Annotated in this window: 16 protein-coding genes; 5 read left to right on the forward strand and 11 right to left on the reverse strand. The window is 27.4% G+C overall.

Going from position 1 to position 13,072, the window contains the following annotated elements; all coding sequences use genetic code 11:
* Positions 1–39: 39 nt before the first annotated feature.
* The 6 genes from A966_RS00220 to A966_RS00240 are packed head-to-tail and all read right to left on the reverse strand — an operon-like array spanning position 40 to position 4,153.
* The gene (locus A966_RS00220; RefSeq protein WP_008721218.1) at positions 40–1,002 is read right to left on the reverse strand and encodes a KpsF/GutQ family sugar-phosphate isomerase; all 963 of its coding nucleotides are present in this window, start codon (positions 1,000–1,002) and stop codon (positions 40–42) included.
* A gap of 30 nt (positions 1,003–1,032) precedes the next feature.
* A complete protein-coding gene (locus A966_RS13895; protein ID WP_008721223.1) occupies positions 1,033–1,161 on the reverse strand; it encodes a hypothetical protein in 129 nt (42 codons plus the stop codon).
* A gap of 10 nt (positions 1,162–1,171) precedes the next feature.
* Positions 1,172–1,537 carry a YraN family protein gene (locus A966_RS00225; protein ID WP_008721224.1) on the reverse strand — a complete coding sequence of 122 codons (366 nt, stop codon included), beginning with the start codon at positions 1,535–1,537 and terminating at the stop codon, positions 1,172–1,174.
* A gap of 9 nt (positions 1,538–1,546) precedes the next feature.
* Positions 1,547–2,779 carry an HD-GYP domain-containing protein gene (locus A966_RS00230; RefSeq protein ID WP_008721226.1) on the reverse strand — a complete coding sequence of 411 codons (1,233 nt, stop codon included), beginning with the start codon at positions 2,777–2,779 and terminating at the stop codon, positions 1,547–1,549.
* Positions 2,780–2,793: 14 nt separating this feature from the next.
* On the reverse strand, positions 2,794–3,054 hold the full coding sequence (locus A966_RS00235) for an EscU/YscU/HrcU family type III secretion system export apparatus switch protein (RefSeq protein ID WP_008721229.1): 261 nt from the start codon (positions 3,052–3,054) through the stop codon (positions 2,794–2,796).
* Between the two features lie 4 nt (positions 3,055–3,058).
* Positions 3,059–4,153: a hypothetical protein gene (locus A966_RS00240; RefSeq protein ID WP_008721232.1), complete on the reverse strand. Its 1,095-nt coding sequence runs from the start codon at positions 4,151–4,153 to the stop codon at positions 3,059–3,061.
* A 98-nt stretch (positions 4,154–4,251) separates the two neighbouring features.
* On the opposite strand from A966_RS00240, the gene A966_RS00245 reads away from it, so the two are divergent.
* Positions 4,252–5,865: a flagellar hook-length control protein FliK gene (locus tag A966_RS00245; protein ID WP_008721234.1), complete on the forward strand. Its 1,614-nt coding sequence runs from the start codon at positions 4,252–4,254 to the stop codon at positions 5,863–5,865.
* Positions 5,866–5,913: 48 nt separating this feature from the next.
* Positions 5,914–6,708, forward strand: coding sequence for a flagellar hook assembly protein FlgD (locus A966_RS00250; protein ID WP_008721235.1), 795 nt, complete (start codon positions 5,914–5,916; stop codon positions 6,706–6,708).
* Between the two features lie 120 nt (positions 6,709–6,828).
* On the opposite strand, the gene A966_RS00255 is transcribed toward A966_RS00250, so the two are convergent.
* From A966_RS00255 to A966_RS00270, 4 genes are all read right to left on the reverse strand, one after another.
* Positions 6,829–7,236, reverse strand: a complete 408-nt coding sequence (locus A966_RS00255; protein WP_008721238.1) for an A1S_2505 family phage non-structural protein — start codon at positions 7,234–7,236, stop codon at positions 6,829–6,831.
* Positions 7,237–7,258: 22 nt separating this feature from the next.
* Complete coding sequence (locus A966_RS00260; protein ID WP_008721241.1) at positions 7,259–7,645, reverse strand: DUF1232 domain-containing protein; 387 nt, start codon at positions 7,643–7,645, stop codon at positions 7,259–7,261.
* A 16-nt stretch (positions 7,646–7,661) separates the two neighbouring features.
* Entirely contained in the window at positions 7,662–8,369 is a 708-nt protein-coding gene (locus tag A966_RS00265) for an EcsC family protein (protein WP_008721243.1), read from the reverse strand.
* Positions 8,370–8,463: 94 nt separating this feature from the next.
* Positions 8,464–9,336, reverse strand: coding sequence for a DUF438 domain-containing protein (locus A966_RS00270; RefSeq protein ID WP_008721245.1), 873 nt, complete (start codon positions 9,334–9,336; stop codon positions 8,464–8,466).
* Positions 9,337–9,515: 179 nt separating this feature from the next.
* On the opposite strand from A966_RS00270, the gene A966_RS00275 reads away from it, so the two are divergent.
* Both A966_RS00275 and A966_RS00280 read left to right on the forward strand, forming a co-directional pair.
* Positions 9,516–10,697, forward strand: coding sequence for an AGE family epimerase/isomerase (locus A966_RS00275; protein ID WP_008721247.1), 1,182 nt, complete (start codon positions 9,516–9,518; stop codon positions 10,695–10,697).
* 387 nt (positions 10,698–11,084) lie between these two features.
* Positions 11,085–11,906, forward strand: coding sequence for a hypothetical protein (locus tag A966_RS00280; protein WP_008721249.1), 822 nt, complete (start codon positions 11,085–11,087; stop codon positions 11,904–11,906).
* A gap of 44 nt (positions 11,907–11,950) precedes the next feature.
* Here A966_RS00280 and A966_RS00285 read toward each other — a convergent pair whose 3' ends face one another.
* Positions 11,951–12,325 (reverse strand): hypothetical protein, encoded by a 375-nt coding sequence (locus tag A966_RS00285; protein WP_008721250.1) that lies wholly within the window; start codon positions 12,323–12,325, stop codon positions 11,951–11,953.
* A 134-nt stretch (positions 12,326–12,459) separates the two neighbouring features.
* Here A966_RS00285 and A966_RS00290 point away from each other — a divergent pair, with 134 nt between their 5' ends.
* On the forward strand, positions 12,460–12,933 hold the full coding sequence (locus A966_RS00290; protein WP_008721252.1) for a hypothetical protein: 474 nt from the start codon (positions 12,460–12,462) through the stop codon (positions 12,931–12,933).
* The last annotated feature ends 139 nt before the right edge of the window (positions 12,934–13,072 follow it).

Consider the following 13,072-nt stretch of genomic DNA (forward strand, 5'->3'; position numbering starts at 1 on the left):
TTAGAATATTATTTACCATGCGTTTTGTTTTAACTATTTTTAAAAAGCCTTTATCTTCAAAATATCATGTATATGAACTATACCAATAGGGTTATTGTTATTGTTTACAACTACTAAATTAGTAATCTTTCCTTCCATGATATGCAAAGCCTCTCCGATAAGAGTATCTTCATAAATGACCTTAGGAGAAGTATTCATAATATATTTCACTTCTTTTGAAAGTATGTTTTTTATATCATTGTCTTTAACAAGAAGCCTTTTTAAATCTCCGTCTACAATTATTCCTTTTAAAATATTATTATCATCAACAACGATAGCTATGCCTAATTTGCATTCTATAATTTTAAATAAAGCGTCCTGCAATGAAGTATCTGTCTTAATTATAGGTAAATTTTCAGTATGCATAATAGATTTAACCTTAGCAAGCTGTCTTCCCAAACTTCCTCCCGGATGGAATATTGCGAAATCTTCTGCTCTGAATCCTCTAAGCTCCATTAAAGCAGTAGCCAAAGCATCAGATAAAGCTAAAGAAGCAGTAGTGCTTACAGTAGGAGCTAATTTAAGCGGACAAGCTTCTTCTTTAACATGCGTAAGCAATGTAATTTTAGCATTCTTAGAAAGCGTAGAATTAATATCATTTGTAATAGCAATATATGGTATATTCTGACGGCAAAGCCAATTTACAAGCTCTATAATCTCACGGGATTCACCGCCTTTAGAATATAAAAGGCAGTAATCCTCTTTAGTAATCATACCGAAATCGCCATGCATACATTCATTAGGATCAACAAAAAAACTCGGAGTACCCGTAGAAGCAAAAGTAGCAGCCGCCTTTCTTGCTATATGACCGCTCTTTCCAACTCCTGAAGTTATTACTCTGCCTTTGATATTAAATAACTCTTTTACCGCATTTTCAAAATTACTATCAAGTTTGTCAGATAAATCTCTCAGATTCTCACTCTCCAGTAAAAGAGTAGTCTTTCCTCGTTCTATTATATTCATACAAATATACCGCTGCCTTTAATTATATCATTAATCTATTACATAACTTATCAAGTGTCCAGCCATACTTTCTATAGCCTTATCTATATACTTCTCATCTTTTAATTTTTTCTTATAGAGATCTATTTTTTCAGGGTTAATTTTTACTGCTGTTTTCATGTCGATACCCCTAAATAAATATATCTTCTATAAATGATATTTCTCGATTATAATGGGTATCGTCTATTAAAACTGCCCCAAAGGAACATTTTTGATTAAAACTTAATCCTTTTTCGATTAAGTATTCTTCAGCTGTTTCATATAATTTTCTTTTCTTACGTTCAGATATTGAGTAAGCTGCATATCCAAAACTTCCTTGTCTTCGATATTTTACTTCTATAAACACAATAACAACTCCTTTTGTCATTACTAAATCTATCTCGCCTCTTGTTTTTTTTCCTCTAAAGTTACGCTCTAAAAGAGTAAAACCGAGTTCCTCGAGATATTTTAAGGCAATATCCTCTCCTAGATTGCCTATATCTTTTTTGTTAGCCATTTTTTAATATTACTTTTTTTCTTCAGCATCTAATATTCTAGTTCTTACCTCCTCTAAAAAATTATTATCTTTATCAACACCAGCTATAAACAATTGATTAGTTTCTAATAAATTGATAGTTTCTCCGTCTTCTATAAACTCACCGTTTTCATTTGATACTATTTTAATTATAGGTCTGATAGGAAAATTCGGATTAGCAGCAAAAACAAATCCTTTTCTTTTATCATTCAATAAAACTATAGACCCTATAGGATATACTGTAAATATACTTACAAAAGTTTTTGATATATTTGGATCATACTTTGTATTAGCACCATGTATAATCTCTTTAACTGCATCATATAAAGTTACATATTTCTTTTTATTTTCATTGCTCTTTTCAAGCATTAAACTAAATGTAGATTTATTATCTTTTGATTTAGAACTAGAAGATGCTATTCTCATAGGTTTAAGCATTTTTTCAACTGCATGAGCTATAGCAACTATTTTTGAATATAAATTTATCTGATTGCCGGAAAGTCCTCTAGGATATCCTTTACCATTATAAAACTCATGATGCATAAGAGATATCATAGCCAAATCTTCCTCAAATCGGAAACTAGATTTAAGAATTTTATATCCGTATACAGTATGTTTTTTTACCTCAGCATATTCTTCTGAAGTAAATTTACCTATTTTACCCAAAATCTTATCCGGAACTTTTACAAGTCCTATATCATAAAGTATAGCACCTATTCCTAATTTTTTTACTCTATTTTCAGAAAACTTCATAGCACGGCCAATAATCATTGATATTAAAGAAACATTTAATGATCTCACATAATACTCATCAGATTTAGGAAAATTTGTTAAATTAAAAAGCTGAAGTACACTACTCAAATTTCTATTAGCTATATCCAATACTTCATCTAAAATTTCATTTAGTTCGTTAATATTAACTAAATTATTATTTTTGTATCCGCCTAAATTATTTCTAACTTTTTTGATGACATTGAAATATATTTTTTTAAATACTTTATATTCCCTTAAAAATTTATCGAAATCTGCAGATACTTCCATATCTAAAGAAGTATTATCTTCTATAAATACTTCATTAATATCCCATTTCTTAAGCCTTTGCATATCATCTTCTTTGAAATCCACATACCCTGTAGAAGCAAGAAAATCATTATACAAATATATATCTTTCTTTTCAGCTTTTGCTTTTATATCCTGAGTATTTATTTTAGTTAATTTTGCCATTATTTATTCTGCCTTTAATTTATATATATATATTTTAATATTATACTCACAGCTTCATAAAGCGAATAAGGTATCTCCTCCCCTATTTCCAACTGCATCAAATGCTTAGCAGTATCCTCATTGGAAACCACAGGTACTTTATGCTTTCTTGCAATATCAACCATTCTTTTTGCTAAGTAATTGCTGCCTTTCGATATGAGTATAGGAGCATTATGCATTTCTTTATTGTATAATAAAGCAGCCGCATTTTTTATATCCTTATTATTTTTATTCATTTACTTAGCCTTCATAATTTATTTTTATATTGTCAAAAATACTTAACTCTTTATCTATATTCTCTTTCACACTATTTAATTTATTAAACAACTTCTTATCAAATAATTTCACCGTAATCAAATATTTATTATCATACTCATCTTTAATTATATCTATTTTACATAGTTCTTTATTATCATCATAAATAACAAATGTTAATCTATTTTTATTATTTTCATCTTTGCTTATATATAATAATACATCTTTAATTTCTTGGTCTATAATAAATGGTATAGGAATCATAAATGCATTTTCCTGAAAATTTCTGTTTTTTCTATTTGCAGATAGGATTTTCAGCATAAGCATCATCATATTAAAATTATCTGAAGACAATTCGCCCTGAAGCATATCAAAGAGCATAAACCATATATTAAAACCTGCATTTGTATTTATATAGTTATTTAAATTTTCTGCAATAGAATGATTAGGGTCATTATTATACCCCTGAATAACACTATTAGCAAGCATTAGTAATATTTCGGTTATTTCAGTATTTTTGTTAGAGTTTTTTATAGAGCGTATTATATCATTAAACTGCTTAAAAATATTTCCTAAAGAGTTTATTTCTTCTACCGTTAAATATACTCCGTTAGACATTGCATTTAATATGAACTTTTTTTTATCGCTGTCTAAATCCGGAAGGTATTTAAGCAGAGTTTCAAAATATCTTATATTTTCATAACTAGGCTTTATACCTTTTTGAGACAGCATAGATGAAATTTCAGAATTATTCTCTGTTATGTTAAGTAAAACATTAGAGCTGTTCTTGTTCTGTATGCTTTCTCTTGCTTCTTTCAAACTTTCAGCATTTTTAAGTATTGTTAAAGTTACTTCGCCATTTTTTTTACTGACCAAGGCGAATCCTTTATCTGTCATACCGTTTTTAAATAATGCTACTAATTTATTGCCCATAACATTTATTAATGCTTTATCATTATCCAATTTTCTCATTATAGAGTATCTTACTACATCTCCATCTTTGATTTGAGTATTGTTTTTATTTGTTATGAGATTTAAATATTTATTATTTATATTAAGCATATTAATATTATAAAACATAAAAATAATTTTTCAAATATTATGTTATTTTTTATAAAGTAAATTTTTATACTTCCGAATATTAATATAGTAATAAACTAATAATTAGGAAGTAAATTATGGTAAATGGATTAGGCAATTTATTATCTTTTGTTGATACTAATGTATCATCTAACAATAGCCATTATAATTTGAATAATTACAGCTACGATGATTCTTTTGCTAATATGCTGAATAAAACGCAGACAGATTATTCTGCTCCTTCAAGTGTTTCTAATAAAATAGAAAGACATTTAAATACTGAAGAAAATTATAAAGAAAATAATTATAATAGTTATGATGATTATTATAATGATTATAATGAATACGATGCTAATGATAATTTAAATACTGAAAAGTCTTCTTCATCTGATGAAAGTACCTTAAAAAAGACAGATACCGCTTCAGATAATCATAAGGCAGAAGATTCAAAACAAGTAAATGATGCGAAAGAAGAACAAGCAGAAAATAAAGCAGAAGAATTAAATGCTTCATCTAATAAAGATGATATAATAGAAGAAAAAGCAGAAAAATTAGCTGCAGGCAATGAAAATGCATCATCTAAAGAAAAATTGGCTCTAACAAAAGAAAAAGCAAAACTCCTTTTACAAAATACTTCTAATGATAAAAAAGCTGATGCAAAAGATATTAATACAGCTGATGCTAAAGAAAATATCCTAGCTAAAGCTGATAAAAAAGAAAATACAAAAAAGACTGAAGAAATAGAAAATATAAAAAAACAAATAGAATCTTTGAATGCTGAAGAATTAAGCGAAGAAGATAAAAAAGAATTAGAAGACTTAATTGATTCTTTGGAAGCATTAAAGGCTATGATAGAAAATGACAGCGGCGAAGATAAAAAAGAGGTTTTAACTGAAAATAATGAAGACAATATTGAAGTAAAAGATATTGATAATTCAGATGATATCAAAGAAATAAAAATAGCTTCCAATAAAGATAATGATAAGAATATAGAAACAAAAGATATTAATGATATCAGTATTGAAGACAATGCTATGCAGATTGATAATAATGTTATGGCAGATGCTAATATTGATATGAACAATATAGAAAATAAATATGCAGATAAAAAAGATGCTGCTGAAATGAAAAATAATAACAGCACTGTAAATAATACTATATCAGACGATAAAGGAGCAGAACTTACTATTATCAATATGAAAGATTCTGCTGATGGTACTAACTTAAAAGGATATAATCATTATAACAATAATGTATCCAAAACTCATAACAGCACAAATCTTACTGATAATATGATAAAATTCCAAGACTTAATGGGAAAATTGGTAGAAAAAGCCCAAGTTGCTGTTAATAACGGTAAAAGCGAAGTATTAATGAGTCTTAATCCTGAATATCTTGGAAAAGTAAGATTAAAAATCAGTATGGACGGAGACAATTTAATAGGTAAAATATTTGTAGATAATGCAGATGTTAAAGATATTTTCACTAAAAATTTAGATACTGTTATAACTTCATTAAGTGAAATAGGAATTAATATAGAAGGTTTTGATGTAATGCTTAGACAGGATATGCCTAATGACGGAGGCTTTGGAGAAGAATTAGAAAATATTGGAAACAGATTTGCTTCTGAAAATATTGATAATGTAGAAGAGGTAAAAGCCGATATAAAAGCATATATAGTGCCTGAAAGAAAATTGAATTTACTTATTTAATAGTTTCTAAAAATAAATGTGAGAAATAATTTTGCAAGGAGTGTATAAATGATATCAGCAGATGCATTAAAAATGTCAGAGAGAGAAATAAAAATATTAAAACAAGAGGTAGGAGCATTCAATTTGCAGAATAATTTTCAAAGAGATCCTACACAAAATTCTTTGGGTAAAGATGCTTTCTTGAAACTCCTTACAGTACAAATGAGCCATCAGGATCCTCTTTCTCCAATGGACAACAGAGATATGATTGCACAATTAGCACAATTCTCATCTGTTGAACAAATGACTGAGGTTAATAAAAATCTTGATTCTATGAAAACATTTTATTCAAGCCAAACAGGATATTCTATGCTTGGAAAGAGTGTTGAAGTTATGGATGAGGCTGGAAACAGATTCTTAGGACCTGTTGAAATGGTTATGGAAAATGATACAGGAGTGGCACTTGCTGTTAGAACTGAAAGCGGACTTATAACTGTTCGTCCTGAAGATGTTATGATAGTACATTCCAGCAGTGATTTAATGGCTTCTGAGGCTGCTGCTGTTTCTCAGGTTAGAGAGGCACAAAGCGAAGATGAGGCTGCTAAAGTATTTGAATCTTCTTTGATTAATAAAGCTCAGATTATAAGACCTTCAGGTGATGAAGATAATGCTGACGGTATTAATAATGAATTTGGAGATATGAGATCTGCTATTGAAGCTGAAATAAATTCTGCTGTTCAAAGCGAAGTTTCAAAAACTGATAATGCCAATCTTAATAAAATTGAAAAAACACAGGGAATGCTTAAAGCAGAAGAAGCATTGATGAATAGTAAAGAAGGCGGAAACAAAAGTATTAAGAAATAATACATTTAAAGAAATAAGATTGTTGATAAATAAAAGCCTATGGAATCATAATATTTAATTATATTCTGTGGGCTTTATTTTTGTATATTAACTGTTTCAAAACTAAAGTAATATATATTATTATGAATTTAAATATTCTGCAAACCTTTTGGGAAGATAAACATTACTATACTCATCTTTTAAAGCCTCTCTGAAAAGATCTGCCATTTCCTCAACTTTAAATCCAGCTATGCCGCATCCTATTTCTGTTACTAAGAATTTTAACTCCTTATGCTCTAATGTAAAAGCTAAAAACTTATCAACATACTTTTTTATTTCAGAAACAGACATCTTTCCGCTTTTTGTATAATCAACTGTAGGTATAGCAAATGTTTTACCCTGAAGTCCAAATGCCTGTCCGTATACAGCACCAAAATTCATAGCAAATCTCGCAGCACCTCCTCCATGTGCCCCCTGAGTATTGCTTCCAAATACAAATACTTCATTATCATCTAATTTTGTTATATTACTTGATGATATTCTATTCATAATATAGAACTCCTTAATTTAATTATAATAATACAGCAAGAATATATATGACAATCATCATAACAAATCCCGTAATAGTTATTGATAATATAATATTTTTAATAATTACATTTATTATAGGATTGTAAGAGAAATTAGCCTTTTTTATGCCGTAAATAAATGATATCACCAAAAGCAGTATATCATCTAATTTTCCTATTGGTATTCTATCGGGAATTAAGTCTATTGGAGATAAAGTATAAATAACCGCTGCAATAAAAGGAAGCCAATATCTTAATTTAATCTTATCTTTATTTTGATGCCTTTTATATACCTCATACTTTCTGTATATTCCGTCTTCACCCAATATTTCTATATCTTCTTCATTTATTTCTATATAATCTTCTTTCTTATTTTTATCATTTATCATAAATTATCCGTTAAAATCAGCTTATTGAATGCTTGCTTTCTTTAATTTTATTATAAAGTCTGTTAGACATTTTCTGCAAACTAGTATATGTAAAACCTGCCGATACTGCTCCGCCGATTAGAGGTAAAGCCTTTGAAACAGATTTCATAAACCCTTTAGAACTTATTTTTATACCTATAGATTTTAATATACTAGAAACAACAGCATATCCAACCACAGAAGTTACTCTAAAACCTATTCTCATACTCTTTTCAGCTATAGCTTTCCATATACTGTTTAAAGCAAGTATAGCCTCTTTATCTTCAAACATTGCCCCAATATATACGGCAGCAAGACAAGCATCATCATCTGTCATTGAATCGCCTAAAGTAAAACTTGGAAGACCTGATATATAGCATAGCTTCTGTACTATCCTTAAAGCATGCATCAAAAATTGTACCGTATCTGCAGGAACTGCTCCTATACCGATAATACCTCCTGGAAGCCCTGAAACAAATGATATAGCTGCTGATTTACCTATTTCATAATTAATAGCTTCTCTTGATTTTTCCTCTATTATATTTAATGGCACCCCAGCATCATAAGCTCCTTTCTCCAAGATGTCCTTAAGAAGAGAAGGATATTCTGAAGCAAATGTACTAACCAAATATTTATGCTTATCTATTTTTACAAGAGGCATATTAGATACTGTTTTTATAAATGATAAAATACTTTTCTCTTCCATAAATAATAAACTCCAACTGTTCAAATTATATAGTATATATATTAATAGTCAATTAAATATTTATTATTCATAAAAAAAGAATATACAAAAAATATTAACTATTTCTACCGTACTTAATTTCTATATCATCAAAATCTTCTTTTGTAAGTACAGAAACTGAAAGAGGTATTAATATATTTTCTTCTTTGAAAATCATATCTGAAATATGCTCTTTTAATAATTTGATACTTTCAAAATTAATTTGATTATTATTTTTTTGATAATAAGAAATAATATCTTTTAACTCATTTAATATATCTCTATCAACTTTACTCATTACCTTTGAAGGCTCATCATTGCCATGTTTTTTCAAAGCTGTAAAAAATAAACTTTCTTTTTTGATATAATGTCTATTAAGATTATTATAAAGCTCTTCTAATAAATTAATATTATCATTCACTATAATTTCATCTAATAGTTTTTCTATATATCTATTTTCTTCTTTCAATATATCTATAGCCTTATAATCAATTTCGGTATTATTATCCATAGCATCTTTTAACACAAGTGTTCTTATATAAAAAAATCTTTTAGCCTCATCTATACTCATGCCATTATTGACAAGTTCATGCATAGCATTATGTACCTCTTCAGCAGATACTTTAACTAACTTATTTTCAAATTCTCTCTTAATTTTTTCTATATTTTCACCGCAATGAAGTTTTACTATAAGTGATTTCAATATCTCATTCCTATCATTTTCAAAATCAAAACCATGCTCATTAAATTTTTTTCTTAATTTCTCTATGTCAATACTCTTCATTTTGATAGCTTTATCCAAAGTCATAACCTTGGACACCGTATTAAACATTATTGGATTTTTTATCTTATCAAAACCTAAATCAAATAAAATTTCCTTAATTTGCGGATATTTAGTGCATAAATTATATATAGTTTCATTTGTATTAATATATTCTAAAGTTGTCATATATGTTTACTCCTATTTTTATATTGTTAGATAAATCTAACTTATTGTATATTATATCTAAAAAATAGTCAACTTTTATCAAATAAAAATGTTTTTTATTATTGATTTTATAATACCAATCTGTTAATATTAACATATTATTTTTAAGAAAATCTTATTTTGATTTTAAGGAATTTTTTATGAGCAATTTAAACGAAGTAAAAAATGAGTATCTTCACATGCTCAAAGACAATGTTATACCATTTTGGCTTAAAAACGGTCTTGATAAAAAGCATGGCGGATACTACACTGCTTTAGACAGAAAAGGAAATTTAATAGAAAGTGATAAATCCGTATGGTTTCAGGGAAGATTTGCTTGGGTATTATCTACTCTTTATGCTGATTTTGAAAAAAAAGATGAGTATTTAGAAGCGGCAAAATTGGGAATAGACTTTTTGGAAAAATACTGCTTTGATAAAGAAGGCGACGGAAGAATGTTTTTCAGAGTTACTGAAGATGGTAAGCCTATCATAAAAAGATTAAGATATTACTACTCAGAAACATTCTGTCTTATAGCTATGGCAGCATACTCAAGAGCAAGCGGAGATAAAAGCTATGCTAAAAAGGCTAGAGAAATACTTGATAATATAGACAGATATCAGAAAGAAGGACTTTTAATTCCTAAAGTAAACCCTATAAACAGACCTACTATAGCTTTCGGACCTCCTATGATAATGCTTGCTACTGTTCAGGAATTGAGAAAAGCTGATCCGGAAAATAAGGATTATTACAATAAATATATAGATAATCTTCTTTCTAATATACAATTATTCTTATATGAAGAGAAAAAAGCAGTATTAGAACAATGCAATCCAGATGGTACTTTGCAGGATCACTTTGAAGGAAGACTATTGAACCCTGGACATGCTATAGAATCATCTTGGTTTATATTAAGAGAATCTATAGAAAGAGGACATGATGAAAAATTAAAAGCCCTAGGACTAAAAATATTTGACTGGATGTGGGAATGGGGCTGGGATAAAGAGTACGGCGGTATTATTCAGTATATGGATGTACTTGGAAAGCCTAAAAGCGAATATCATCATGACATGAAATTCTGGTGGCCTCAGACTGAAGCTGCTATTGCCGCTTTATACTGCTACTACTTTACTAAAGATGATAAATATTTAGAAAAGCATGATACAGTAAAAGAATATACTAAAAAATTCATTGATACAGAATACGGTGAATGGTTCGGATATCTTCATAGAGACGGAAGAATATCCACCGACTTAAAAGGAAATATGTATAAAGGACCTTTTCATATTCCTAGAATGTACATGAAATGTGTTGAAATAATAGATGCTATTAATGCAAAATAATTCTTAAAATATTATTGTTAATAAAGGCTAGGTTTTCTAAATGAAGCCTAGTCTTTTTATCTGCATGCTTTTTTAAATAAACTTAGGGGCGGGCGGGCGGGGTAATATAGCTATAAAAAATAAAAGGTTATATATCTATTTATAACTAAACTTTTAATTTTATATAATAGATTCCTTTCAAAACTAATTTTTTTATAATTTTATGGGGACTAGCCCTGTGAAGTACACCATCTTTCCGCACCCACTTCTTTGCCGATGCTATGCGTATTATTATTCCAAAATATATTTGTAATTTAAATTACTATAGGTTAAAATCATGTTACAATTTTAATTTATATATAATTATACGATAATAAGAAGTACATTTTTAATTTTATAAGGAAATATATGTTTTCATTAAGAAATGAATTAAAGAAAAGAGATTTTGAAACTTTAGATTTATTTACTATTTCTTTTTCTTTATTTAAACACAATTTTACTAATTTTATTATACTTTCTTTAATATGCTGCCTGCCTTTGATATTGACAGGAATCTATTTGCCGATAAGCACATTTGATCCGGAAAAGTTAAAAACCTATGAGGATCTCATTAATTGGTTCAAAAATGATGTTACTATAGGATTCTATGTAAATATATTTCTTTCTTTATTGTTAGACACTATTTCTGCCATATCCGTATCATTATTGGTAGAAAGATTAATTTATGGAAATATTAAAAGTGCTAATTGGGCTATAATAAGAAGTTTTAAATTTTTATTGCCTACTATATTTACAACTTTTATATATTTTATATTGGTATTTTTAGGGGCTACTTTTTTCATTGTTCCTGGTATTGCTTTTATAGTATTTTTTGTTTTCATTAAAAATATTTGTACTTTAAGACATACTTGGGGAATAGATGCTTTAAAATATTCTTTTTATTTAGTAAAACCTAAATTCTTTAAAACTTTATTTTTATTGGGATTTATATTTTTATTTCAGCAAGTATTCGCCATGACTATTTTTCCAGCTTCTACAGAAAACAGAGAGGGATTATTATCATATTTTATTGCTATGATAGTTCTATATATATTCAACACATATTTTCAGATTATTATAACATTGTTTTTCTTAAATAGAGATTATGTATCAAGCAATATGCTAGAAGAAGATGATGATGATGAATATAATAATGAAGAAGAAAATGATGAAAACAATATAGAAAAATAAAAATATTTAGTGTAAAAGATTCAATACTAAAATAAACTTTTTTATCATTCTGATTTTGTTAATACTCCAATTCCAAAATTATCATCTTCAACTGTTCCTTCTGTATCAGATTTAAATTTCAATGTAATAGAAAAATTTTTATCTGCAGATATATTCATTTTATATCTATCATTTCCTAAATCTTCTATAGATGAAGCTAAAAAATCATTATATAATACATTTCCTGTACTTTCTACTATAATACTGCAATTATTATTTGGAAATTTCGCCTGCCAAATACCTGTAAAATTAGTTAAGCCTTTACTTTCTCTTGGAGCTTCTTTGTATTTTGAAGATGCAGATGTATAAGCATCACTATCAGCATTACAAGATATTAAAAATAATAAAAATAAATATAATACTGCAATTTTTTTAATCATCATATAACCCATAATATATTGATATTTTTTATTATATAGTAATTATTATTTATAGCAATAGTTTTTTATAAAATGCTCATAATAACTTATATTTTTTGATTATTTTATAGCATAAATTTATAAAGGATATTTTTATGAATAAAAAATATAATAAAGAAACAGAAAAACAAATATACGAAATTGTAAAAGAATATAATCCTACATTTGAAGAAATAAGTAAAAAACTAAATATAAACTATAATGACTTAAAAGACTATATTAATAAATCAAGTAAAAAATATAAAAAGAGCTTAGTAAAAAAAATAAGAAAAGCAAAAGAAGAATATTTTAAAGATGCCAAAATAAAAATAGAAAATGCCTTGATAAAAAAAGCATTAGGCTATTACAGTAAGGAAATCATAAGTGAAATAAAAACTGATAAGGAAGGCAAAGAGTCAAAAACTAGAAGAATAATACATAAATATAATCCTCCAAGTGAAAGGGCTATTATAGTATTCTTTGAAATTTTAAAAATCAGAAATAATAAAAAATTGGAAAATAGGGAATTAAAAAGAAAGATTCAAGAAGAAGAGAATAAAATAAATATCAGAGTGGGTTTTGATAATTAAAGCAATAAACGAGCAGCTGATAACTTTAGTTGTCAGCTAATTATAAGCGAGTTTATTGCTTAGCAATAATAAATAAAATAAATATCAGAGTGGGCTTTGATAATTAAAGCAATAAACGAGCAGATGATAACTTTAGTTG

Source organism: Brachyspira hampsonii 30446 (assembly GCF_000316195.1).
Classification (GTDB): domain Bacteria; phylum Spirochaetota; class Brachyspiria; order Brachyspirales; family Brachyspiraceae; genus Brachyspira; species Brachyspira hampsonii_C.

Bases quoted from the DNA above. Each gene is read 5' to 3' on its own strand.
- A966_RS00220 (WP_008721218.1), bottom strand. From the start codon at position 1,002: ATGAATATAATAGAACGAGGAAAGACTACTCTTTTACTGGAGAGTGAG.
- A966_RS13895 (WP_008721223.1), bottom strand. From the start codon at position 1,161: ATGAAAACAGCAGTAAAAATTAACCCTGAAAAAATAGATCTCTATAAG.
- A966_RS00225 (WP_008721224.1), bottom strand. From the start codon at position 1,537: ATGGCTAACAAAAAAGATATAGGCAATCTAGGAGAGGATATTGCCTTA.
- A966_RS00230 (WP_008721226.1), bottom strand. From the start codon at position 2,779: ATGGCAAAATTAACTAAAATAAATACTCAGGATATAAAAGCAAAAGCT.
- A966_RS00235 (WP_008721229.1), bottom strand. From the start codon at position 3,054: ATGAATAAAAATAATAAGGATATAAAAAATGCGGCTGCTTTATTATAC.
- A966_RS00240 (WP_008721232.1), bottom strand. From the start codon at position 4,153: ATGTTTTATAATATTAATATGCTTAATATAAATAATAAATATTTAAAT.
- A966_RS00245 (WP_008721234.1), top strand. From the start codon at position 4,252: ATGGTAAATGGATTAGGCAATTTATTATCTTTTGTTGATACTAATGTA.
- A966_RS00250 (WP_008721235.1), top strand. From the start codon at position 5,914: ATGATATCAGCAGATGCATTAAAAATGTCAGAGAGAGAAATAAAAATA.
- A966_RS00255 (WP_008721238.1), bottom strand. From the start codon at position 7,236: ATGAATAGAATATCATCAAGTAATATAACAAAATTAGATGATAATGAA.
- A966_RS00260 (WP_008721241.1), bottom strand. From the start codon at position 7,645: ATGATAAATGATAAAAATAAGAAAGAAGATTATATAGAAATAAATGAA.
- A966_RS00265 (WP_008721243.1), bottom strand. From the start codon at position 8,369: ATGGAAGAGAAAAGTATTTTATCATTTATAAAAACAGTATCTAATATG.
- A966_RS00270 (WP_008721245.1), bottom strand. From the start codon at position 9,336: ATGACAACTTTAGAATATATTAATACAAATGAAACTATATATAATTTA.
- A966_RS00275 (WP_008721247.1), top strand. From the start codon at position 9,516: ATGAGCAATTTAAACGAAGTAAAAAATGAGTATCTTCACATGCTCAAA.
- A966_RS00280 (WP_008721249.1), top strand. From the start codon at position 11,085: ATGTTTTCATTAAGAAATGAATTAAAGAAAAGAGATTTTGAAACTTTA.
- A966_RS00285 (WP_008721250.1), bottom strand. From the start codon at position 12,325: ATGATTAAAAAAATTGCAGTATTATATTTATTTTTATTATTTTTAATA.
- A966_RS00290 (WP_008721252.1), top strand. From the start codon at position 12,460: ATGAATAAAAAATATAATAAAGAAACAGAAAAACAAATATACGAAATT.